Annotated in this window: 21 protein-coding genes; 12 read left to right on the top strand and 9 right to left on the bottom strand. The window is 67.9% G+C overall.

From position 1 onward, the window contains the following. Positions 1 to 229: 229 nt before the first annotated feature. Together BLV57_RS17015 and BLV57_RS17010 are read right to left on the bottom strand one after the other, a co-directional pair. Entirely contained in the window at positions 230 to 484 is a 255-nt protein-coding gene (locus BLV57_RS17015) for a WhiB family transcriptional regulator (protein ID WP_091289714.1), read from the bottom strand. 286 nt (positions 485 to 770) lie between these two features. Further along, entirely contained in the window at positions 771 to 1,697 is a 927-nt protein-coding gene (locus tag BLV57_RS17010) for a diacylglycerol/lipid kinase family protein (RefSeq protein WP_091289712.1), read from the bottom strand. 315 nt (positions 1,698 to 2,012) lie between these two features. On the opposite strand from BLV57_RS17010, the gene BLV57_RS17005 reads away from it, so the two are divergent. Beyond that, positions 2,013 to 2,483: a hypothetical protein gene (locus BLV57_RS17005; protein ID WP_091289710.1), complete on the top strand. Its 471-nt coding sequence runs from the start codon at positions 2,013 to 2,015 to the stop codon at positions 2,481 to 2,483. A gap of 152 nt (positions 2,484 to 2,635) precedes the next feature. On the opposite strand, the gene BLV57_RS17000 is transcribed toward BLV57_RS17005, so the two are convergent. Together BLV57_RS17000 and BLV57_RS16995 are read right to left on the bottom strand one after the other, a co-directional pair. Beyond that, positions 2,636 to 3,115, bottom strand: coding sequence for a GNAT family N-acetyltransferase (locus BLV57_RS17000; RefSeq protein WP_091289708.1), 480 nt, complete (start codon positions 3,113 to 3,115; stop codon positions 2,636 to 2,638). Positions 3,116 to 3,124: 9 nt separating this feature from the next. Next, positions 3,125 to 3,685 carry an acid phosphatase gene (locus tag BLV57_RS16995; protein ID WP_091289707.1) on the bottom strand — a complete coding sequence of 187 codons (561 nt, stop codon included), beginning with the start codon at positions 3,683 to 3,685 and terminating at the stop codon, positions 3,125 to 3,127. 57 nt (positions 3,686 to 3,742) lie between these two features. On the opposite strand from BLV57_RS16995, the gene BLV57_RS16990 reads away from it, so the two are divergent. Further along, entirely contained in the window at positions 3,743 to 4,207 is a 465-nt protein-coding gene (locus tag BLV57_RS16990) for a hotdog fold domain-containing protein (RefSeq protein WP_091289706.1), read from the top strand. Here BLV57_RS16990 and BLV57_RS16985 read toward each other — a convergent pair. After that, the gene (locus tag BLV57_RS16985) at positions 4,191 to 4,838 is read right to left on the bottom strand and encodes a hypothetical protein (protein WP_091290438.1); all 648 of its coding nucleotides are present in this window, start codon (positions 4,836 to 4,838) and stop codon (positions 4,191 to 4,193) included. The two genes, BLV57_RS16990 and BLV57_RS16985, sit on opposite strands and share 17 nt — an antisense overlap. Before the next feature lie 77 nt (positions 4,839 to 4,915). Here BLV57_RS16985 and BLV57_RS16980 point away from each other — a divergent pair, with 77 nt between their 5' ends. Next, on the top strand, positions 4,916 to 6,541 hold the full coding sequence (locus tag BLV57_RS16980) for a GMC oxidoreductase (RefSeq protein WP_245757356.1): 1,626 nt from the start codon (positions 4,916 to 4,918) through the stop codon (positions 6,539 to 6,541). Here the strand turns inward: BLV57_RS16980 and BLV57_RS16975 are convergent. Continuing rightward, a complete protein-coding gene (locus BLV57_RS16975) occupies positions 6,538 to 7,137 on the bottom strand; it encodes a dTDP-4-dehydrorhamnose 3,5-epimerase family protein (RefSeq protein WP_091289705.1) in 600 nt (199 codons plus the stop codon). The genes BLV57_RS16980 and BLV57_RS16975 overlap by 4 nt on opposite strands. Before the next feature lie 277 nt (positions 7,138 to 7,414). Here BLV57_RS16975 and BLV57_RS16970 point away from each other — a divergent pair, with 277 nt between their 5' ends. Further along, positions 7,415 to 8,614: an NAD(P)-dependent malic enzyme gene (locus BLV57_RS16970; protein ID WP_245757355.1), complete on the top strand. Its 1,200-nt coding sequence runs from the start codon at positions 7,415 to 7,417 to the stop codon at positions 8,612 to 8,614. 68 nt (positions 8,615 to 8,682) lie between these two features. Here BLV57_RS16970 and BLV57_RS16965 read toward each other — a convergent pair whose 3' ends face one another. Beyond that, positions 8,683 to 10,071: a bis-aminopropyl spermidine synthase family protein gene (locus BLV57_RS16965; RefSeq protein WP_091289703.1), complete on the bottom strand. Its 1,389-nt coding sequence runs from the start codon at positions 10,069 to 10,071 to the stop codon at positions 8,683 to 8,685. An 82-nt stretch (positions 10,072 to 10,153) separates the two neighbouring features. Here BLV57_RS16965 and BLV57_RS16960 point away from each other — a divergent pair, with 82 nt between their 5' ends. From BLV57_RS16960 to BLV57_RS16945, 4 genes are read left to right on the top strand one after another with little or no spacing between them, the layout of a single operon-like run. Further along, entirely contained in the window at positions 10,154 to 11,245 is a 1,092-nt protein-coding gene (locus BLV57_RS16960; protein ID WP_091289702.1) for an ABC transporter ATP-binding protein, read from the top strand. After that, a complete protein-coding gene (locus tag BLV57_RS16955) occupies positions 11,245 to 11,919 on the top strand; it encodes an ABC transporter permease (RefSeq protein ID WP_091289701.1) in 675 nt (224 codons plus the stop codon). Before BLV57_RS16960 ends, BLV57_RS16955 begins: the two co-directional genes overlap by 1 nt. Then, positions 11,916 to 12,599, top strand: coding sequence for an ABC transporter permease (locus BLV57_RS16950; protein ID WP_091289700.1), 684 nt, complete (start codon positions 11,916 to 11,918; stop codon positions 12,597 to 12,599). Before BLV57_RS16955 ends, BLV57_RS16950 begins: the two co-directional genes overlap by 4 nt. Continuing rightward, positions 12,596 to 13,474: an ABC transporter substrate-binding protein gene (locus BLV57_RS16945; protein WP_091289699.1), complete on the top strand. Its 879-nt coding sequence runs from the start codon at positions 12,596 to 12,598 to the stop codon at positions 13,472 to 13,474. The genes BLV57_RS16950 and BLV57_RS16945 overlap by 4 nt, the downstream gene beginning before the upstream one ends. On the opposite strand, the gene BLV57_RS16940 is transcribed toward BLV57_RS16945, so the two are convergent. Next, complete coding sequence (locus BLV57_RS16940) at positions 13,471 to 13,974, bottom strand: GNAT family N-acetyltransferase (RefSeq protein ID WP_091289698.1); 504 nt, start codon at positions 13,972 to 13,974, stop codon at positions 13,471 to 13,473. The two genes, BLV57_RS16945 and BLV57_RS16940, sit on opposite strands and share 4 nt — an antisense overlap. Positions 13,975 to 14,331: 357 nt before the next feature. Between BLV57_RS16940 and BLV57_RS16935 the strand changes: the two genes are divergently transcribed. Genes BLV57_RS16935 through BLV57_RS16920 form a run of 4 tightly spaced genes read left to right on the top strand, consistent with a single transcriptional unit; the run spans position 14,332 to position 17,941 of the window. After that, positions 14,332 to 15,876 carry a S8 family peptidase gene (locus BLV57_RS16935; RefSeq protein ID WP_091289697.1) on the top strand — a complete coding sequence of 515 codons (1,545 nt, stop codon included), beginning with the start codon at positions 14,332 to 14,334 and terminating at the stop codon, positions 15,874 to 15,876. Between the two features lie 50 nt (positions 15,877 to 15,926). Beyond that, the gene (locus BLV57_RS16930) at positions 15,927 to 16,520 is read left to right on the top strand and encodes a hypothetical protein (protein ID WP_143047076.1); all 594 of its coding nucleotides are present in this window, start codon (positions 15,927 to 15,929) and stop codon (positions 16,518 to 16,520) included. A 46-nt stretch (positions 16,521 to 16,566) separates the two neighbouring features. Then, a complete protein-coding gene (locus BLV57_RS16925; protein WP_091289695.1) occupies positions 16,567 to 17,289 on the top strand; it encodes a hypothetical protein in 723 nt (240 codons plus the stop codon). A gap of 46 nt (positions 17,290 to 17,335) precedes the next feature. Further along, positions 17,336 to 17,941 carry a hypothetical protein gene (locus tag BLV57_RS16920; RefSeq protein ID WP_143047075.1) on the top strand — a complete coding sequence of 202 codons (606 nt, stop codon included), beginning with the start codon at positions 17,336 to 17,338 and terminating at the stop codon, positions 17,939 to 17,941. A gap of 66 nt (positions 17,942 to 18,007) precedes the next feature. Here the strand turns inward: BLV57_RS16920 and BLV57_RS16915 are convergent, their stop codons facing one another. Then, complete coding sequence (locus BLV57_RS16915) at positions 18,008 to 21,715, bottom strand: multifunctional oxoglutarate decarboxylase/oxoglutarate dehydrogenase thiamine pyrophosphate-binding subunit/dihydrolipoyllysine-residue succinyltransferase subunit (protein ID WP_091289693.1); 3,708 nt, start codon at positions 21,713 to 21,715, stop codon at positions 18,008 to 18,010. Positions 21,716 to 21,899: the final 184 nt, after the last annotated feature.

Here is a 21,899-nt window from a genome sequence, read left to right as displayed (position 1 = left end):
CCGCTTTATCGCACGTTTAAGGCCCGGCACCGAAGAGAAGAGGTGCCGGGCCTAGAGAACGGTTCCGCGGGAGGACTTTGGCAAGTCCCGGGTGGCTTCACTGGGCCGCTATCAGGCGGTTGTGAGCCTCTTGTTAAGCTCAAGCCGGGTAGGTATCAGCTCAGGTGGGGTGAGCGCAAGGTCACTCCACCGAATTGACCAACTTCGGCTTGGGTGGTGCGAGTGCGAGTCAGGCGATGCTACGGGTGCCGATGTGCGTACGGCGGCGCTTGAGAGCGCGTCGCTCGTCTTCGCTCATCCCGCCCCACACGCCGGCGTCCTGTCCACTGGCCAATGCCCAGGAGAGACAGTCGGAGGCGACGGTGCAGCGGTGGCACACGGTCTTCGCCTGAGCTACCTGCGACAGAGCGGGCCCACTGGTCCCCACGGGGAAGAACAGCTCGGGGTCCTCGTCTCGGCAGGCCGCGTCGTGGCGCCAGTCCATGTTTCTGAGCTCCTAACAACAGCGCGGGAGAGGCCGCGCCATAGATCGTCATGGCGGTCGTTTTTTGGGGTGCTTGTGAATGCTTTCACGAGACACCGCTTTCGACAAGGGTTTTCTGGAGATCGGTGAGTCAGCTCACCCGGCCGAGTTACCTCTCTGACCTGCGGTTTCGTCCTGAAACTGCGTTCAGAGGGGAAGGCCGATGCGGTGAACGGAGCTTTTGTGTCGACGAGCGGCTGTAACACTTTGCCGCAGACGATCAGCGACCGGCCGTCCCGAGTGACCGTCAGACCCTGACTGTCACGGCGTTCGGCACGCTGATGAACTCCACCCGGGTCCGCTGGCCCACCAGGTCCCCGTCTACTTGGAAGTTTACCGGTTCAGCTGCGTCTATGCGGATGATCGGCAGGTCATCGTGACGCACGACGCGCTTGCCTTTCTGGTTCCCCTTGGCGCTGAGCGCACGCCGTAAGGCCTTGAACACGGTGGGCACACCGAGACCGTTCAACGCGAACAGGCCGAGCCCGCCGTCGAACGAGCACTCCTTGTTCAGGTGCACCGGACGCTCACCGAGGTAACTCCACGGATCGGTGTTCGACACGAACGCGGTGACCACCTCTTGCGGGTCTTCACCTGGTACGCGCACGGTCAGCTTCGGCCTGCCCAGCGGCGGCCGGAAGTGGGAGGCGATGGCGGCGCGCATGTACAGCCCCGAGGTGGTCTGCTTGCCGCGCTTCTTCGCGACGCGGGCGACGACGTCGGCGTCCCAGCCCATGCCCGCGTTGAAGGTGAACCAGTGCCCGTCGGCCAGCCCGAGCCCGACCTGGCGGCTGGTGTCGTCCTCGATGGCGCGCAGCAGCTGGTGGGTGGCTTCGACGGGGTCGGGGGAGATACCGAGCGCGCGGGCGAACACGTTGGCCGAACCGCCCGGCACGACGCCGAGCATCGGCAGGTGGCCTATCTCGGCGGGGTCGCCGTCCGCGTCGGCGAGCAGGCCGTTGACGACCTCGTTGACCGTGCCGTCGCCACCGTGGGCCACCACCAGATCGAGGCCGTCACGAGCCGCGGACCTGGCCACCGCCATCCCGTGGCCGCGATAAGCCGTCTCCACGACCTCGAGCTTGACCTGGCTCGCGAGCGCATGGGCAAGCACGTCACGGCCACCGGCGGTGGTCGAGGTGGCCTGGGGATTGACGATGAGGACTGCGCGCACTACCCGAGAGTAAGTGACGCGGCCACGAGCGGGGGACTGTCCGACGCCCATGGTGACGAAGTCCTCAAGTCACACTGGATGCGCGATAACGACCCTGTGGCGGGCAGTCCTCCATCTGTCGGTGACATCCGCTGTCGTGACAAGTGCACCCGGGCCGACCGCCCGCTCATCAGACGACACCCTGAATACTGACTCGCGAACAGCCGCGCGAAAACGGCCGACCGGGTGGCTTACGATCAGTTGCGCTCACGCACGGTCACCCGCCCAGGTGAGGCCCCCGTGCGCAAGGTAAGCAGTTGGGAAGGCGACGCACCCGTGCCGTTTACGGACAAGTTCTCCCCGGCGCCGCGCGAGGTCCGCATCGCGGGCGTGATCACCGCGCTGCCCGGCCTCGCGATGGTCGTGCTGGCGGTGCTTCTGCTGGTCAAGTCCGGCGAGAGCGTGGGAAACAACCTGCTGGCCGAGGTCGGCTACTACGCGGTGCTCGGCGCCGGCACGGTCGCCTGCGGCGTCGGCCTGCTGCTCGGCCGGACCTGGGCGCGCTCTCCGTCGGTGGTCGTCGCGCTGATCATGATCGGCGTCGGCTGGTACCTCGCGGGCCCGTCCGGCCAGCCCGCGCCCGGCGTCCCGGTCGGCCTGCTCGGCGTGGCCGTGCTGGTGCTGCTGTTCCGCCGGCCTTCGCGGGCCTGGGTGCTCGGCCTGCGCGAGGGCGAGACCGAGGAAGAGGCGGCCGAACGCGACGGTGCCGCCGGCCGCGCCGCCCGCCGCGACCGCGACGACGACTGAAGCCCGAAAGTGGCTTTCGTCAGGTCTCATCTGACGAAAGTGGCTTTCGGGCTTTGAGACCTGACGAAAGTGGCTTTCGGGGTTTGGCATGGCCCGAAAGTCACTTTCGGGGCTTGGGATGCCCCGGAAGTGACTTTGGGGCCCGGGGTGGGTCAGGGGTGGGCTAGGGCTTGGAGAGGGGCGTCGGCTAGGCGGTAGACGGTCCACTCGTCCATCGGGGTCGCGCCGAGTGCTTTGTAGAACTCCGTGGCGGGGTTCCAGTCGAGGACCGACCATTCGAGGCGCTCGAGGCCGCGGGCGACGCATTCCTCGGCCAGCGCCGCGAGGAGGGCCTTGCCGAGGCCGGAGCCGCGGTGGGACTCGCTGACGTAGAGGTCTTCGAGGTAGATGCCGTGGACGCCGCGCCAGGTCGAGAAGTTGAGGAACCAGAGCGCGCAGCCGACGACCTCGCCGTCGAGTTCGGCGACGTGGCCGAAGAGCGCGGGTGCGTCGGCGAAGAGGGCCTGGTGGAGCTGGGCCGGCGTGAGGTGGCAGTCCTGCGGGGCCTTCTCGTAGTCGGCGAGCTCGTGGCAGAGCCGTACCACCGCGTCCACATCGGACTCTTGGATGCGGCGGATCCTGTTGTCGGGCAAAGAGAACTCCTAGCTGGGCGGGAGGTTGAGGTGGTCGATCTGGGGCACGCCGCGCTCGTCGCCGAGGATGGTGATCGAGGCCGGGTCCACCGCGAAATGGACGCCGGACACGGCGGGGAGCCCGATCCAGCGTGTCACGAGGACGCGGCTGAAGTGGCCGTGGCCGACCGCGATCACGTCGCTGCCGGCGGCGCGGAAGCGGGCGATCACCGCGTCGGCGCGGGCGGCGACGTCGGTGGCCGACTCGCCGCCGGGGATCGGGTGGGTCCACACGGTCCAGCCGGGGACGGTTTCGCGGATCTCGTCGGTGGTGACGCCCTCGTAGTCGCCGTAGTCCCACTCGGCGAGGTCCTCGGTGGTTTCGGTCACCGTGAGACCGGCGAGCTCGGCCGTGCGCAGCGCGCGGCGGCGCGGGCTCGACCAGACGAGCGGCGGCTTTTCGGTGAGCCGGACGGCGCGTGCCTGGTCTTCGCCCGCCTGGGTGAGCGGGATGTCGGTGCGGCCGGTGTGCCTGCCCGTGGCCGACCACTCGGTCTGGCCGTGCCTGAGAAGGAAAAGTCGATGACCCACGTTTGCGAATATAGCCGCCCGTCTGCTTAGCTACTCGTGAGTAACAAGGGAGGCGCGATGACTTCGACCTACGCGTTGTGGACCAAGCTCGCGGCCAAGCCGGGCGGCAAGCAGCTGTTCTCGGCCGCGATGTGCCTGCGAGTGCCCTATTTCCGGACGATCGTGCCCTCGGTCAAGGAGATCAAGCCAGGCCGCTGTGAGGTCACTTCACCCAAGTGGTGGGGTGTCTACAACCACATCGGCACTTATCACGCGATCGCCGCCTGCAATCTGGCCGAGATCGCGATGGGCATGCTCGCCGAGGCCACGCTGCCGCCGACGCATCGCTGGCTGCCCAAGGGAATGACCGTCAACTACGTGGCGAAGGCGGAGACGAGCCTGCGCGCGGTGGCTGAGCTTCCGTCCATTCCGGACTTCGGTGACGAGGGCTTCGAGCTTCCCGTTCCCGTCACCATCACCGACACCGCGGGCAAGCCCGTCGTCACCGCCACGATCACCATCTGGGTCACGCGTAAGGCTTGAATCCCACGTAGCTGGTCTGCTCGAACACGGCCTTCGACGGCAGGCCGAGCGCGTGGTTCGCCAGCCACGGGAACGGGCCGCGTGCGGCGGGCAACGCCATCGTCTCGTCGATGACGCTGAACTTCACCACGAGCGGATTCGCCGACAGCACTTCGGTTTTCCCGACCTGCTGGACGACCGAGTGGATCGGGTGCTCGAGGCTGCCCACGGTCGCGCCGCCCGGCACGAGCGGTCCGCGCAGCGTCGCGTACAGGTCCAGCTCGCCTTTGCGTTCCTCAGTGGACTCGAAGTCGGAGTAGCCGCCGTAGTGCAGCTGGATCGTGGTCCCTGGCAGCTGGGGCACGGGTGCGGGCGCGTGCTTGAGTGTGCTGAAGACCTGGGCGAACTTCCCGTCGAGCTTGCCTTCGGCGAAGGTCATCCGGATCTCTCCGAGCGAGAGTCTGTTCACCTTCCCGAAAGACAAAGTTCCTTGGGAGATAAAGGTTTCACAGCGCCACTCGGCCGGGTTCGCCCCGGATGGCAGCGCCGGGCAATCGGAGAAGTCGAAGGTCGGCAACGGGTCGGCGGCGGCGGTTCCGGTGGCGAGCGCGAGCGCGGACAGGGTGGCGGCGGCGAGCGCGGCGAGTTTCATGCCGACAGCCTGGCCCGCCGGTGACGTGCGCCACATCAGGGAAGGTCCCCAAGGGGGACCCTGGATACAGTCTGCGGGTGGCTCGGATAAACGGTGTTAACTCACTGACCCGCAGGCGGTTCCTCGGCACCGCCGCGCTCGGCACGGCGGCCGCGTTCGGGCTGACCACGATCTCGGCGAGGCGGGCGGGCGCGGCGCTGCCGGATTTCGTGCCCGCCGTGGTGATCGGCACCGGGTACGGCGCGGCGGCGACCGCATTGCGGCTGGGTGAAGCCGGCGTGTCCACGCTGATGCTGGAGATGGGCCGTCTCTGGAACGAGCCCGCCGCCGACGGCAAGGTCTTCAGCGGCATGCTCGCGCCCGACCGCCGGTCGATGTGGTTCAAGGAGCGCACCGAGGCGCCGCTCGCCTCGTTCCTGTGGCTCGACATCGCGAACCGCGACATCCCGCGCTACGCCGGCGTGCTCGATCGTGTCCACTTCGGAGACATGTCCGTCTACCTGGGACGCGGGGTCGGCGGCGGCTCGCTGGTCAACGGCGCGATGGCGGTGACACCGCGCCGCGACTACTTCGAAGAGATCCTGCCCGCGGTCGACGCCGACGAGATGTACGGCAAGTACTTCCCGCGCGCCAACGCGGCGCTGGGCGTCAACCACGTCGACCGCCAGTGGTTCGAGACCTGCAAGTCCTACGCGTACGCGCGGGTTTCGCGCAAAGCGGCGGCAAAGGTGGGACTGGGCACCACGTTCATCCCGAGCGTCTACGACTTCGAGTACCTCAAGCGGGAAGAAGAGGGCACGGCCGCGCGCTCGGCGCTGGGCTCCGAGGTCATCTACGGCAACAATCACGGCAAGCGCACGCTGGACAAGACGTATCTCGCCGCCGCGCTCGGCACCGGCAACGTCACCATCCAGACGCTGCACGAGGTGCGCGAGATCATCCGGCAGCCGGATGGCCTCTACACGCTGGTGGTGCGCGAGATCGACGAACTCGGCACGGTGCTCGGGACGAAACACGTCAGCACCCGGTACCTGTTCCTGGGCGCGGGCAGTATCGGCTCGACCGAATTGCTCGTGCGCGCGCGGGAGACCGGCAGGCTGCCCGGGTTGAACGACGAAGTCGGCCGCGGCTGGGGCACGAATGGCAATGTGATGCTCGGCAGGGCGAATCACCTCTGGGACCCGACTGGATCGCTTCAGTCGGCGATGCCAGTACTGGGGATCGACAACTGGAGCGATCCAGAAAACCCGGTCTTCGCGGAAATCGCGCCGGTGCCCGCCGGGATCGAAACCTGGGCGAGCCTGTATTTGGCCATCACGAAGAACCCGGAACGCGGCCATTTCAGCTACGACGCGGCGACCGACTCCGCGAAACTGCACTGGTCGGGCGCGCAAGGGCAGCGTTCGATCGACGTCGCGAAGTCGCTTTTCGACCGGATCAACCGCGCGAATCTGACGGTCTACCGGCACGATCTGTTCGGCGACACGCGCGCGTTCGAAAACCGGTTCACCTATCACCCGCTCGGGGGACTGGTGCTGGGCAAGGCCACCGACGCGTACGGCCGCGTGCGCGGCTATGAAAACCTCTACGTCACCGACGGCTCGCTGATCCCCGGCAGCACCGGGGTGAACCCGTTCGTGACGATCACCGCGCTCGCTGAACGGAACATCGAGCGGGTGATCGCCGAGGACCGGATCGCCTAACCTCGCAGGCTCTTGTAGTGGGTGACGCAGTCTTCGTAGTTCGGCAAGATGCCCTGGTCCAGGGCCTGCGCGAGGGTCGGAGCCGTGCGGTCCTTCTCGGACAGGATCGGCTCGATGTCCGAGGGCCACGGAAGCCCGAGAGTCTCGTCCAATGGGGTGATCCCGTGCTCGGCGCCCGGCCGGTACCCCTCGGAGCACAGGTAGCTCATCGCGGTGTCCTCCTCCAGCGCGACGAAGCCGTGGCCGATGCCTTCCGCGACGTACACCGCGCGGAAATCGACCGTGTCGAGCCGCACCGCGTCCCACTGGCCGAACGTCGGCGAGCCGACGCGGAGGTCGACGACCACGTCGAGCAGCGCGCCCCGCGGGCAATAGACGTACTTCGCCTGGCCGGGCGGGGTATCGGAGAAGTGGATTCCGCGGATGGTGCCGCGCCGGGAAATGCTGTGGTTGGTCTGTGCCAGCCGAAGCGGATGGCCGACCGCTTCGAGGAACGCCGGTTCCTGAAATGGGGCCACGAAAAGGCCCCGGTTGTCGGGAAAGGTTCGCGGGGTGAACTCGAAGGCGTCCCGCACGGTCAATTCGCGCGCCTGCATGGCGCTTACCCTATCGAGGGATAAATAAGCCGGACAGACGTCTTGCTATAGAACCCCTGCACCCCTAACTCCTGTGACATGAACCGCACCGCGGGGTCACATCCGGTTTCGCGCCTGCCACAATGGGTCTTACCGCCGCGTCGGCGGGCATCGCCTCACCCCGGCACCGATGCCCGGTCCGGCGCACTAGCCGACAGGCCGGCGCTACCGCGCTGGGCTGCCGTGCAGGAGACCGTCGCACATTTCCCTGCCTGCAGTCCCAGGAGAAGTTTTGACAATGACAGGAATCACGATGAACGACCAGATCCGCGAGGACACCGCCCCGGTGACCGACGCGGAGATCTTCCGTGGCCACGAGGGCGGCAAGCTCTCGGTCGCGGCCACCCGCCCGATTTCGGACGCGCGCGACCTTTCCGTCGCGTACACCCCGGGTGTGGCCAAGGTCAGCAGGGCGATCGCACAGGACGCCGCCAAGGCGAAGCAGTACACCTGGGCGGACCGGCTCGTCGTCGTGGTGAGTGACGGGACCGCGGTGCTGGGCCTCGGTGACATCGGCGCGAGCGCCTCGCTGCCGGTCATGGAGGGCAAGTCGGTCCTGTTCAAGACCTTCGGCGGCCTCGACTCGATCCCGCTGGTGCTCGACACCACGGACGTCGACGAGATCGTCGAGACACTCATCCGGCTCCGGCCGTCGTACGGCGCGGTGAACCTCGAGGACATCTCGGCGCCGCGCTGCTTCGAGATCGAGGACAAGCTCAAGGAAGCGCTCGACTGCCCGGTCATGCACGACGACCAGCACGGCACCGCGATCGTGGCGCTGGCCGCGCTGCGCGGGGCGAACCTGGTGCTCGGGCGCGACATCGCCGCCGAGCGCGTGGTGGTCTCTGGCGCGGGCGCCGCCGGGGTGGCGTGCGCGAAGATCCTGCAGGCGGCCGGTGTCGGGGACGTGACCGTGCTGGACTCCAAGGGCATCGTCTCGCAGGGCCGCGCCGGGCTGAACCCGATCAAGGAGCAGCTGGCGCTCACGACGAACAAGGCCGGGCTGCAGGGTGGCCTGCGCGAGGCGCTCGAAGGCGCGGACGTGTTCCTCGGGCTTTCCGGCGCGCTGATCGACGAGTCGCTGCTCGCCGGGATGGCGGATGACTCGATCGTGTTCGCGCTGTCGAACCCGGATCCGGAGGTTCACCCGGAGGTGGCGGCGCGGTACGCCTCGATCGTCGCGACCGGTCGTTCCGACTTCCCCAACCAGATCAACAACGTGCTGGCGTTCCCCGGCGTCTTCCGCGGCGCGCTGGACGCGGGCGCGCGGTCGATCACCGAGAACATGAAGCTGGCGGCCGCCGACGCGATCGTGGCCGTGGCCTCGGACGACCTCGCGGCCGACCGCATCGTTCCCAGCGCGCTGGACCCGCGCGTCGCGCCCGCCGTGGCCGACGCCGTGGCGAAGGCCGCCGTGGCCGACGGCGTCTGCGGCTAAGACCCTGCTGACAAGGGCTCGTGCGCGTTGCGGGCGGTTCTAACCGCCCGCAACGCGCACGAGCCCTTTCACGTGGCCAGTAGCGCCGCGATGCGGTGGCGCGGCAGGTCGATAAGCCGGTACGCGTGCAGCTCGGCCGGGATGTCCTGGGGCACGTTCGCGAGGCGCGCGTGCGCGCGGCTGAGCAGCTCGTTCTGGCCTGACACTGCGTCCGCGACGACCACCGCGTGCTTGTTGTCAGGCGTGCTGCGCAGCAGCCGCAGCGTGTACTTCCCCGCGACCAAAGACGACAGCGCGGCCTGAGAGGCCGCATCGCCCAGGTCGGGGTGCGAATTCGGGAGCAGCAGCGCGAGCCGCTGAGCGTTCGTCCCGAGCAGCGTGCGCAGCAGCCACGGGCCCGGGTCGGCGGAGAGATCCATGGCGACGGCGTCGCCCTCGGGACCGGAGACCGACCAATCGACCCGGCGTGACTCGATCGAGAGCCCGGTTTCGCCCGCGATCTCCAGCAGCCGGTCCAGCAGCGCGGGCTTGGTCGTCCCGGCTTCGACGGACTGCGGCCCGTGCGTGTAGATCGCCGCTTTTCCCTTGCCCGCGCGTGCCTTCTTGGCCTTGGCGGTCGGCTGGCAGACGTAGAGGTCCGCCGCGCTGCCGATCGCCTGTGCGCCGAAGTAGCGGTTGAAGTCCGGGAGGATCGCCTCGAACGTCAGGCCGAGGATCGCCAGCTCACGCTGCACCTGCGCGCCGAGCGCGGGATGGCGCGGGCTGTAGCCGTACGCCAGCAGCAGGCGGCCGTCGCTGGGCTCGCGCAGCGCCTGGACGCCGCGTGCGGCGAACAGGCCGATGCCCTCCGGGGTGTACGGCGGGTCGCTGAAGACGAGGTCCATCGCGCCGCTCACCGCGGGCGGCAGGCCGAAGCGCAGATCCGCGTGCAGGGTGCGCACGCGGCCGCCGCTGGCCGTGTCGATGTAGTCGAGGACGCGCTCGTCGAGGTCGACGACGGTGATATCCGCGTCCGGATCCGTCAGGTGCACGGCGAGCGATGTCAGGTCGTGGTCGCCCAGGCAGAGCAGCCGGGCCTTGCCGAGGTCGTAGCGCGAACGCAGCCACAGCGCGCGCTTCAGGACGGTTTCCGGGGTCGCCTGGACGTGGTCGAGCGCCGCGAGCGGCGGTGGGACGTCCTTGATGAGCTTTTCCAGCTTGACCAGCGCGTCGCCACCCGGCTCGGTGAACTCGGGCAGCCCGTAGCCGGTGTAGTCGGCGCCTGGCTTGATGCGCGAGAGCTTGCCGTCGCGTTCGAGGTCGTCGCCGAGCACGGCCTGGAGTTCCTCGATGCTCCGGCGTGGCGCGGCGGTGACCCTGATCAAGTCGTCGAATTCCTGCCAGCCTTCTCGGAGCAAGACAATCGCCTGGTGGAGCGGCCTGCCATGGGCAACCAATAGGTCTTCGAGTGAAGGCACGGTAAGAGCCTAGAACTTGGAACGCCGTGCCGATCCCGGGGATCTCCGCTACGGTTTTCGCCACCTACATGGGGAGTGACGCGTGGCAATCGAGTTCCAGGGCGTGACCAAGAGGTATCCCGATGGGACGGTCGCCGTCGACGACCTCAGTCTCACGGTCGAGGACGGCACGATCACCGTGTTCGTCGGGCCGTCGGGCTGCGGGAAGACCACCTCGCTGCGGATGATCAACCGGATGGTCGAGCCGACCGGCGGCAAGGTGCTGCTCGACGGCAAGGACGTCTGTGACTCCGACCCGGCGCTGCTGCGCCGCGGCATCGGCTACGTCATCCAGCACGCTGGCCTGTTCCCGCACCGCACGGTGCTCGACAACGTCGCCACCGTGCCGCTGCTGACCGGCTGGGACAAGGCCAAGGCCCGCAAGCGCGCTGCCGAGCTGCTGGAGACGGTCGGGCTGCCCGCGTCGATGGGCAAGCGGTACCCCGCGCAGTTGTCCGGCGGCCAGCAGCAGCGCGTCGGCGTCGCGCGTGCGCTCGCGGCCGATTCGCCCGTGCTGCTGATGGACGAGCCATTCTCCGCGGTCGACCCGATCGTGCGCGAGGAACTGCAGGACGAGCTGCTGCGGCTGCAGACCCAGCTCGGCAAGACGATCGTGTTCGTCACCCACGACATCGACGAGGCCGTGCGGCTCGGCGACAAGGTCGCGGTGATGCGCGTCGGCGGCAAGCTCGCGCAGTACGGCACCCCGTCGGACGTGCTGCGGCACCCGGTGGACGACTTCGTGGCGTCCTTCGTCGGCAAGGACCGCGGCTACCGCGGACTGTCCTTTTTGTCCGCGAACGGTGTGGAAGTCAAGGACGTGGCCAAGATCGAGATCGGGTCCACTGTGGCCGGTTCCGAGATCTGGCGTATCGCGGTCAACGCTGACGGGCAGCCGCGTGGCTGGCTGCCGCCGAACTCCACTGTGGACGGTGAGCTGGCCGAGTCCGATCTCGTCGCGGGTGGTTCGCTTTACGTGCAGGGGACGCCGATCCGCGGCGCGCTCGACGCGGCGCTGTCGTCGCCCGCCAGCCTCGGTGTGGTGGTCGACGACGACCACAAGGTGATCGGTGTCGTCACCGCGAGACAAGTTCTGGACGTGATCGAGGGAACCCCGCAGAGCGTGGATTCCTGATGTTCTTCGACGAGCTGGGGCGGTACCTCAGCAGCGCCAACAATCGCGCGGAGATTCTGGGCGACCTGCTGGAGCACATTTACCTGGCACTGCTGCCTTTGGTGCTGGGACTGGTGATCGCGATCGCCGCCGGCTGGCTGGGCATGCGCTACAAGGCCGCGCGCAGTGTGGTGCTGGTCGCGTCGAACCTGCTGTACACGATCCCTTCGCTCGCGCTGTTCGTGGTGATCCCCGGTCTCATCGGGTCGAAGATCCTCGACAGCGTCAACGTGATCGTCGCGCTGACCATCTACACCGCCGCGCTGCTGGTGCACCCGGTGCTCGACGCGCTCGGCGCGGTGCCGCAGCACATCATCGCCGCGGCGACCGCCGTCGGCTACAAGCCGGTGCGCCGCTTCTTCGGCGTCGAACTGCCGTTGTCCGTGCCGGTGCTCGCCGCCGGGGTCCGGGTGGCGAGCGTGAGCAACATCAGCCTGGTGAGCGTCGGCGCGCTGATCGGCACCGGCGGGCTCGGCGTGCTGTTCACCGACGGGTTCCAGCGTGAGTACTTCTCGCCGATCGTGGTCGGCATCGTGTTGACCATGCTGCTGGCATTGATCGTCGACCTCCTGCTGGTGCTGCTGCGCAACGTGCTGGCGCCCTGGGACCGCGCGAAGAAGGTGGCGGCCGAATGATCTGGGACTGGTTCACCGATTCCGCGCATTGGCAAGGCCCCGAAGGCATTCCGGTGCGGCTCGGGCAACACCTTGGCTACGTCGGGCTTTCGCTGGTGATCGCACTGGCCGTCGCCGTGCCGCTGGGCTTGTTCGTCGGGCACACCGGACGTGGCGGTGTCGTGCTGGTCAGTGTCGGCAACGCCATCCGCGCACTGCCGACGCTCGGCCTGGTGACGTTTCTTTTCTTGCTGTTCACCGAAAGCGAGACGGCGACGATCATCGGGCTCGTCGTGCTCGCGATCCCGCCGATCCTCGCGGGCACCTACGCGGGCCTGCAGGCGACCGACAAGGGCGTGGTCGACGCGGCGCAGGGCGTCGGCATGACCGGCTGGCAACGGCTGTGGCAGGTCGAGGTCCCGATCTCGCTTCCACTGGTGCTGGGCGGAATCCGCAACGCCGTGCTGCAGCTGGTCGCGACCGCGGCCGTCGCCTCGTACGTCGGGCTCGGCGGGCTCGGCCGGTTCCTGCTCGACGGCCTGGCCGTGTTCGACTACCCGCAGGTGATCGGGGGCGCGGTGCTGACCACGCTGCTCGCGGTCGCGCTCGACCTCGTGCTGTCGGCGGTGCAACGCGCACTGGTGCCCAAGGGAGTCCGGCTCGCGGCGGCCGCCGCGACCGGCAAGAAGGTGACCGTATGAAAGCGCGCGTGCTGATCGCCGCTCTCGCCTTGCTGGCGACGTCCTGTGGCAACCCGTTCGAAGGCGGCGCCGAGGGCGGGGCGACCGGTGACATCATCATCGGCGCGTCCGATGTCGGTGAAAGCCTTCTGCTGGCCCAAATCTACGCGGGGGCGCTGCGCAACGCGGGTGCCGAGAACGTGAAGGTGCGGCCGCCGGTCGGCAGCCGCGAGGTCGTCGTCAAGGCGCTGCAAGACAAATCGCTCTCGGTGGTCCCGGACTACAGCGGAAACCTGTTGCGGTACTTCGACAAGAACACCCAGGCGACCACGCCGCAAGCGGTCTACGCCGAGCTGAAGCAGAAGATCCCGGCCCGGTTCGAGGTGCTGGAGCAGGCGCCGGCCGAGGACAAGGACCTGCTCGTCGTGCGCCCGGAACTCGGGATCAAGACGTTCTCCGAACTCGGCCCGCGCTGCAAGGATCTCGTGTTCGGCGGGCCAGGCCAGTGGAGCACCCGCTGGAAGGAAAAGATCAAGTCGCTCTATGGCTGCGAGTTCAAGGAGATCCGCACGACCGACACGGGCGGCCCGGTGACCGTGGCCGCGCTGAAGTCCGGTGACGTGCAGGTGGTCGACCTGTTCAGCACCTCGTCGACCATCGAGGCCAACGGCTTCGTCGCATTGCAAGATGACAAGAACATGTTCCCGGCGCAGAACATCGTTCCGCTGGTCGCGAAAGGCACGTTGTCCGATGCCGAGGTGCGGGCGCTGAACCGGGCGTCGGCCGCTTTGACGACCGAGAAGCTCGTCAAGCTCAACGTCCAGTACACCGAGGAAAAGCGGAACGCGATCGACATCGCCGACGAGTTCCTCCGTGAAAGCGGTCTGAAGTCCTAGAGCCGCTCGAACGCGGGTGCGTAGCGAAAGTTCCCGCGCATGTCCGAGTTGTACCCGGCCAGCGTGCGCACCTGGAAGTGCTGTGCCCATTCGGCCTGTGGTGGGACGATTCCGTGGACGGAACTCAGTACGTACCCGAAGCGCGAGTAGTACTTCGGGTCACCGAGCAGCACGGCGACGCCGTACCCCAGCGCGTCGGCGGCGGCGTTGAACGCGTGCATCAGCGCCGAGCCGACGCCCTCGCGCTGTGCCGAGGGCAGCACGCCGAGCGGGCCGACGCCGACCGCGATTCCCTTGTCCCCGTTGAGAGTCGCCCTGCTGCCCGCGACGTGGCCGACGATCTCACCGTCGATCACCGCGACCAGTGAAAGCGGGTTCAGCAGATCACCTTCGGCACGCAGCTCGTCGACGAGGTTCGGTTCGACAGTCCCGTTGAACGCGGCACTGTGGACAGCGTGCAGTGCCGGGGCGTCGGCGGTCGTTTCACGGCGGAGGAACATCGTGCAATCATTCCGCACGGTGAACGGTTCACGGAAATCGTTTTCCGCGCCCTACTTTCGTAGCGGTCCGTTCGGGTGTTCTTGGCCGGTGACAATCCGGTCCTGCCAGGCCAAACCGGTCACCATGCGTGCGAAAACCCCGGTCCCTGATCGGCCGTCCGGCGCAACGGTCGACTTATGGACGGGACTGAACGGCCCTGACCTGTTGGGAAATGACAATCCCTACTGTGTGAACGCTGTAAAGACAAGATCTTCCTTCGCCGGAAACTCGGCCCTACTCTCAGCCCAACGTTCGAGGTGAACGTGCCAACCCCTAGCGACCGGTCCCCGGTCGACCCTGCCTAGGAGGATTGAATCTTGCGAAAATCCTTGGGAAACAAGAGATCCCTCGCCGGTTTCGGTGTGGCCACCGCCGTCGCCGCGCTCACGTCGCTGAGCCTGACCGCACCGGCCGTCGCGCAAGAAGGCGCGATTCTCAACGCGGGCGCGGCGGACGCCGTCCAGGGCAGCTACATCGTGACGCTCAAGAGCGGCACGGCCCAGGACGTGACCGCGCGCCACGGCGGCACGGTGAGCCGCACCTACAACTCGGCCCTGCACGGGTTCGCCGGTCAGCTGAGCGAAAAGCAGGCGAAGCGCATCGCCGCGGACCCGGCCGTGGCCTCGGTCGAGCAGAACCGGACCGTGCACATCAGCACCGACCAGCTGAACCCGCCGTCCTGGGGACTCGACCGCGTCGACCAGCGTGACCTTCCGCTGAACCAGAAGTACTCGTACTCGACGACCGCGTCGAACGTGACCGCGTACATCATCGACACCGGCATCACGCTGGGCCACCCCGACTTCGGCGGCCGTGCGGTGTCCGGGCGCGACTTCATCGACAACGACAACGACGCGACCGACTGCCAGGGCCACGGCACGCACGTGTCCGGCACGGTCGGCGGCAGCACCTACGGCCTCGCCAAGGGCGTCAAGCTCGTCGGCGTCCGGGTGCTCAACTGCTCCGGCTCCGGCACCTACGAACAGGTCATCGCCGGCATCGACTGGGTGACCGCCAACGCCGTGAAGCCCGCGGTCGCCAACATGAGCCTCGGCGGCGGCGCATCGGCCACTGTGGACGCCGCGGTGCAGCGCTCGATCGCCTCGGGTGTCGTCTACGGCCTCGCCGCCGGCAACGACTACGGCGGCAACGCCTGCAACACCTCGCCGGCCCGCACCCCGGAGGCGATCACCGTCGGGTCGACCACGAACACCGACGCGCGGTCCAACTTCTCCAACATCGGCACCTGCCTCGACATCTGGGCGCCCGGCAGCAACATCACCTCGGCGTGGCTGAACAACGGCACCAACACCATCAGCGGCACCTCGATGGCGACCCCGCACGTCGTCGGCGCGGCGGCGCTGTACCTCGCCGACCACCCGACCGCGACCCCGCAGGCCGTGCGTGACGCGCTGGTCAACGGCGGCACGCCCGGCAAGGTCACCGACCCCGGCGCGGGTTCGCCGAACGTGCTGCTCTACACCGGCACCGGTGGCGGTGGCCCCGAGCCGACCCCGTGCGCCAAGGTCACCAACGACACCGACGTCGCCATCCCGGACGCCGGCGCGGCCGTGACCAGCGCGATCACCGTCTCCGGCTGCGCGCGCAACGCCTCGGCGACCACCAAGGTCGACGTGACCATCCCGCACACCTACATCGGTGACCTGGTCATCGACCTGATCGCGCCGGACGGCACGGCCTACCGCCTGAAGAACTCGAGCAACGACTCGAGCGACAACCTCAACGCCTCGTACAACGTGAACGCCTCCGCGAAGGCCGCCAACGGGGTGTGGACGCTGAAGGTCCAGGACGTCTACCGCGTGGACGTCGGCAAGATCGACACCTGGTCGATCACCGTCTAAAAGGCTCGTGAGTGTTGCCGACGGTTCTCCCCGTCGGCAACACTCACGGCATGCGGCGGGAAGCGGGAGAGGCAATCGGCGCGGTGGGCATCGCGGTGCTGGCCGTGGTGGCCTTCCTGGGCTTGAGCGCTTTCGGCCTGTACAGCATGGGCGATCGGCCCAGCCCCGAGTCACCACCGCCGACTTGGCCGCCGGATCGGTACGCGGAATCGCCCACGTGCGCGTCGATCGCGGCGAGGATGCCCGCGCTGCCTCCGCTGATCACGCGCGCGGAGGCGGTCGCGCAGGCGCCTGATCCGGCCAGCACGCGAGTGGTCACTTCGTGCTCTTGGTACGAGTACGGCAAGCCAGCCAACACGGTCTACCTCTACCTGTCGAATTCGCTCGTTCCGGGAAGCGGCGCGGGCGAGAGCACGGCCAAGACCAATTTCGCGCTGGCCCCGGGCGAGAACGTCGAGCCGATTCCCGGCCTTGCCACGGCCGCGGCCTTCTACGACGAGCAGGGCTATCCCGAGCAGTGCTGGATCAAGCTCTATCAAGGCAATGTCTACGCGCAGCTGTACGTGAACGGTGACCCGGACAAGGCGACCTGCCGGGCGGCCGTCAAGAAGCTCGCCGTGGCGGTCACTGAGGCATTGAACTAGGCCGTTCGGCGCACGTGGAGTCCTCAAAGGACTTAAGGTGCTGTGCATGCAGCCAGGACCGCCGTATCAGCAGAACCCTTATGGGGGCCAGCCCGGTTACCCGCAGCAGGGTTATCCGCAGCCCGGCTACCCGGGTTACCCGCCGCCCAAGAAGGGGATGAGCGGCGTGACGATCGCGCTGATCATCGTCGGCGCGCTGATCGTGGTGTCCGGTCTGGGTGTCGGCGCGTTCTTCCTGATCGACGGCAAGTCGTCCAGCAGCTCGGCGAGCCCGACGTCGACCGTGAAGACCGGGCCGCCCGACAAGTACACGACGCTGCCGCCCTGCACGTCGATCGAGGCCAAGATGTCCGGCATGCCCAAACTGGACGTGCAAGAGCTGAAGCCGGCGGGCACCTCGGACACGGACATCTCGTTGATGTCGCTCGCCTGTGAGTGGCGCGAGCCCGGCAAGTCGTCGGGGTCGCTCTCCCTCTACATGGCGACGTCCAAGCGCAACGGTTCCGGTGACGGCGAGGAGTCGGCGAAGGCCGAGTTCGAGCACTACACGCAGGAGAACTCCGAGCTGGTTCCCACCCTCTCGACGGGTGCCAAGGCCGCCTACGTGAGCCATCCCAACTATCCGGGAGCGTGCTCGATCCGGTTCTACCAGGGCAACGTGTCCGGCAGCGTGATGGTCAGCAGCGCGGACGGCAACCCCATCGACGTGGGCAAGTGCCGCGCCAACGCCAAGAAGCTGGCCGAGGCGACCAGCGAGGTCCTGGGCTAGGCCAATTCGGTTGGGCCGGCGTCCTCAACGGACATACAGTGTTCGCATGCACTGGGGGATCGGCAAAGTAGCGACAGTGAGCGGCGCGCTCGTGGTACTGGCGGGGCTCGGCGTCGGTGGTTACCTGCTGTTCGTGGACGAGCCCGCCCAAGGTGACACCGTGGCCACGCAGGCGGTGGTGCCCGACCGGTATCCGGCACTGCCGCTGTGCCCGGACATCGCGAAGCGGACCGCCTTGCCGAAGCTGACCGAAAGCTCGGACCGGCCGTCGGGCACGGCCGATCCGGAGAGCACGACGACCGTGGTCTCGTGTGCCTGGTCGGCCACCGGCGTGGCTTCGAGTTCGGTCACGCTCTACCTGACCAGGTCGAACGTGCCGGGCAGCGGACGCGGCGAAGCCTCGGCGAAGGGCGCGTTCGAGGTCAACACCAAGGAGAACGCGGTCGCGATCGACGCGCTCGCTGGAGCCACCAAGGCCGCCTGGGTCAGCGACCCGCACTACATTTCGCGCTGCGCTATCCGCTTCTACCAAGGCAATGCCAGCGCTCAGGCCATCGTCACGCTGCCCAAGGGGCCCGACTCGGCCGATCAGGAGAAATGCCGGGAGCAGGTCAAGGCACTGGCCGTCGCGACATCGGAGGCGCTGGGCTAGGCCATCGCGTGAAAAAACGCCCCGGCCGGGAAAACCCGGCCGGGGCGTTTTCTGTGAGGTGACTGGTTACTCGAAGGCCTTCGCGAGGATGGCCTTCTGCTCGACCTCGTGCACCTTCGACGACCCGGCCGACGGCGCCGCCATCGGACGGCGCGAGATGACCTGCAGGCCCGAGAGGACCTCCGGGAACTTGCGGGGCAGGTTGAGGCCGAAGAACGGCCACGCGCCCTGGTTCTCCGGCTCCTCCTGGACCCAGGCGATCTCGGTCGCGCCGGTGTAGCGCTCGAGCGCGGCCAGCAGCTTCTTCTTGGGCAGCGGGTAGTACTGCTCGATGCGCACGATCGCGACGTCGTCCGCCTCACGCCTGGCGCGCTCGGCGACGAGCTCCCAGTAGAGCTTGCCCGAGGTCAGGAGCACCTTGCGGGCCTTCTCCGGTGCGACCTCCACGTCGTCGATGACCGACATGAACTTCGTCGCGCCGGTGAAGTCGTCGACCGCCGAGGTGGCGGCCTTGTTGCGCAGCATCGACTTGGGGGTGAAGACCACCAGCGGCCGGTTCACGCCGTCCAGCGCGTGGCGGCGCAGGAGGTGGAAGTAGTTCGCCGGGGTCGACGGGACCGCCACCGTCATCGAGCCCTCCGCGCACAGCTGGAGGAAGCGCTCGATGCGGCCGGAGGTGTGGTCGGGGCCCTGGCCCTCGTGGCCGTGCGGCAGCAGCAGCACGACGTCGGAGCGCTGGCCCCACTTGGCCTCGCCGGACGAGATGTACTCGTCGATCACGGTCTGCGCGCCGTTGACGAAGTCACCGAACTGCGCTTCCCACATGACCAGCGCCTCGGAGTTGGCCACCGAGTAGCCGTACTCGAAGCCGACCGCCGCGTACTCGGACAGCGCCGAGTCGTAGATCATCACGCGGCCCTGGCCGTCGGCCAGGTTCTGCAGCGGCGAGTACTCCTGGCCGGTCTTGCGGTCGATGAGCACCGAGTGGCGCTGGGTGAACGTGCCACGGCGCGAGTCCTGGCCGGACAGCCGCACCAGGCGGTTCTCCATCGCCAGCGAGCCGAACGCCAGCAGCTCGCCGAACGCCCAGTCGATGCCGCCTTCGCGGGACATCTTGTGGCGGCGCTCCATGACCGGCTTGACGCGCGGGTGCGGGGTGAAGCCGTCCGGCACGTTGACGAACGCGTCGCCGATGCGCTCGACGGTCTCGTTGGTGATCGCCGTCGGCACCTTCGCGGGGACCTGCTGCTCCTCCTCGACCGACGGGCTCGCCTTGGCCGGGTGCTTCTCGAGCTCGCGGACCTCGTTGAACACGTGCTCCAGCTGGCTGGAGAAGTCACGCAGCGCGGCCTCGGCCTCCTCGACGGAGATGTCGCCGCGGCCGATCAGCGACTCGGTGTAGGTCTTCCGCACCGAGCGCTTCGTGTCGATGATGTCGTACATCGCCGGCTGGGTCATCGAGGGGTCGTCGCCCTCGTTGTGGCCGCGGCGGCGGTAGCAGATCATGTCGATCACGACGTCCTTGTGGAACGCCTGGCGGTAGTCGACGGCCAGCTTGGCCACCCAATGCGCGGCCTCGGGGTCGTCGCCGTTGACGTGGAAGATCGGCGAGCCGATCATCTTCGCCACGTCGGTCGCGTACTGGCTCGACCGGGAGTGCTCCGGGGCGGTGGTGAAGCCGACCTGGTTGTTGACGATCACGTGCACGGTGCCGCCGGTGCGGTACCCGCGCAGGAGCGCGAGGTTCAGCGTCTCGGCGACGACGCCCTGGCCCGCGAAGGCCGCGTCGCCGTGCATCAGGACCGGCAGCACGGTGAAGCCGGAGCCACCCTTGTCCAGCAGGTCCTGCTTGGCGCGGACGATGCCCTCGAGCACCGGGTCGACCGTCTCGAGGTGCGACGGGTTCGCGGTCAGCGACACCTTGGTCTCGCCGTCGCCGAACATCCGGAAGTACTTGCCCTCGGCGCCGAGGTGGTACTTCACGTCGCCGGAGCCGTGCGCCTGGCCAGGGTCGAGGTTGCCCTCGAACTCCTGGAAGATCTGCGCGATCGGCTTGCCGACGATGTTGGCCAGCACGTTCAGGCGGCCGCGGTGCGGCATGCCGATGACGACCTCGTCGAGCTCGTGCTCGGCGGCCTTGTCGAGGATGGTGTCGAGCAGCGGGATCGCCGTCTCGCCGCCTTCGAGCGAGAACCGCTTCTGGCCGACGTACTTGGTCTGCAGGAAGGTCTCGAACGCCTCGGCGGCGTTGAGCTTCGACAGCACGTACTTCTGGACGGCGGGGTCCGGCTTCTCGTGCGGCACTTCGACGCGGTTCTGGATCCAGCGCCGCTCCTCGGGGTCGAGGATGTGCGTGTACTCGATGCCGACCGTGCGGCAGTACGAGTTGCGCAGCACGCCGAGGATGTCGCGCAGCTTCATGCGCTCCTGGCCTGCGAAGCCGCCGACCGGGAACTCGCGGTCGAGGTCCCACAGGGTGAGGCCGTGGCTGAGCACGTCGAGGTCGGCGTGGCTGCGCTGGCGGTAGTTCAGCGGGTCGGTGTCGGCCATCAGGTGACCGCGCATCCGGAACGCGTCGATCAGCTCGATCACGCGGGCGGTCTTGTCGACCGGGCCGTCCGGCAGGTCGGCGACCCAGCGGATCGGCTCGTACGGCAGGCGCAGCGAGGTGAAGACGTCGTCGTAGAAGCCGTCCTCGCCGAGCAGCAGCTGGTGGATGCGCTTGAGGAACTCGCCGGACTCCGCGCCCTGGATGATGCGGTGGTCGTAGGTCGAGGTGAGCGTCATGATCTTGCTCACAGCGAGGTCGACCAGCGTCTTCTCGCTGGTGCCCTCGAACGCGGCCGGGTACTGCATGGCGCCGACGCCGATGATCGCGCCCTGGCCCGCCTGCAGGCGCGGCACGGAGTGGTTGGTGCCGATGCCCCCGGGGTTGGTCAGCGAGATCGTGGTGCCCGAGAAGTCGTCCGCGGTGAGCTTGTTGTTGCGGGCCTTCTTGACGATGTCCTCGTAGGCCTGCCAGAACTGCATGAAGCTCATGTTCTCGGTGGCCTTGATCGAGGCCACGACGAGCGTGCGGGCGCCTTCCTTGCCCTTCATGTCGATCGCGAGACCGAAGTTCACGTGCTCCGGCGTGATGGCGAACGGCTTGCCGTCGATCACCTGGTAGTGCCGGTTCATGTTCGGGAAGTCACGCAGCGCGCGCACCATCGCGTACCCGATGAGGTGCGTGAAGGAGATCTTCCCGCCGCGGGTGCGCTTGAGGTGGTTGTTGATGACGATGCGGTTGTCGGCCATCAGCTTGGCCGGGACCGCCCGCACGCTGGTCGCGGTGGGCACGGACAGCGAGGCGTCCATGTTCTTCGCGATCGCGGCGGCGGCGCCGCGGAGCTGCTTCGACTCCGGCTCTTCCTTGGCCGCGGGGGCGGCCTTCGCGGCCGCCGGCTTCGGCTCGGCCTTGGGCGCGGGCGCCTGGGCAGGCGCGGGCGCCGGTGCCTTGGCGGGTGCCGCGGCCTTGGCGGGCGCGGGTGCCGGGGCGGCGGCCTTGGCGGGCGCCGGGGTGGCGGGCTTGGCCGCCGGCTTCTCCGCCGCTGGTGCGGCGGGCGCGGCGGCCTGGCCGTTCCCCGTGCCCGCTGCCTGCGTCGGCGTGAAATCCGCGAAGAAGTCATGCCACGCGGCATCTACTGAGGAGGGGTCGGCCAGGAACTGGTCGTACATTTCCTCGACCAGCCACTCATTGGGGCCGAACTGTGACGCAGGGCTGCTGCTGGACACGGCTTGGGCTCGCCTCTATCCGTCTCGATCTTGAAGTCCGTTGATGCGCCTACCAGGCTAACCCCCTCCGCTACGAGCGTGTTACGGAACTGGCATGTGTGAGGCGTGGCGCACTAAGACCTGAGTCACTGGGTCGATCCAGATGGGGGATGGACGTCACATCGCGTGATGATGCAGCCTGCAA

The sequence above is a fragment of the Amycolatopsis xylanica genome, assembly GCF_900107045.1.
GTDB classification, from domain to species: domain Bacteria; phylum Actinomycetota; class Actinomycetes; order Mycobacteriales; family Pseudonocardiaceae; genus Amycolatopsis; species Amycolatopsis xylanica.
The sequence above is the reverse complement of the archived record's forward strand: the minus strand, read 5'-3'. Positions and strand labels throughout refer to the sequence as shown.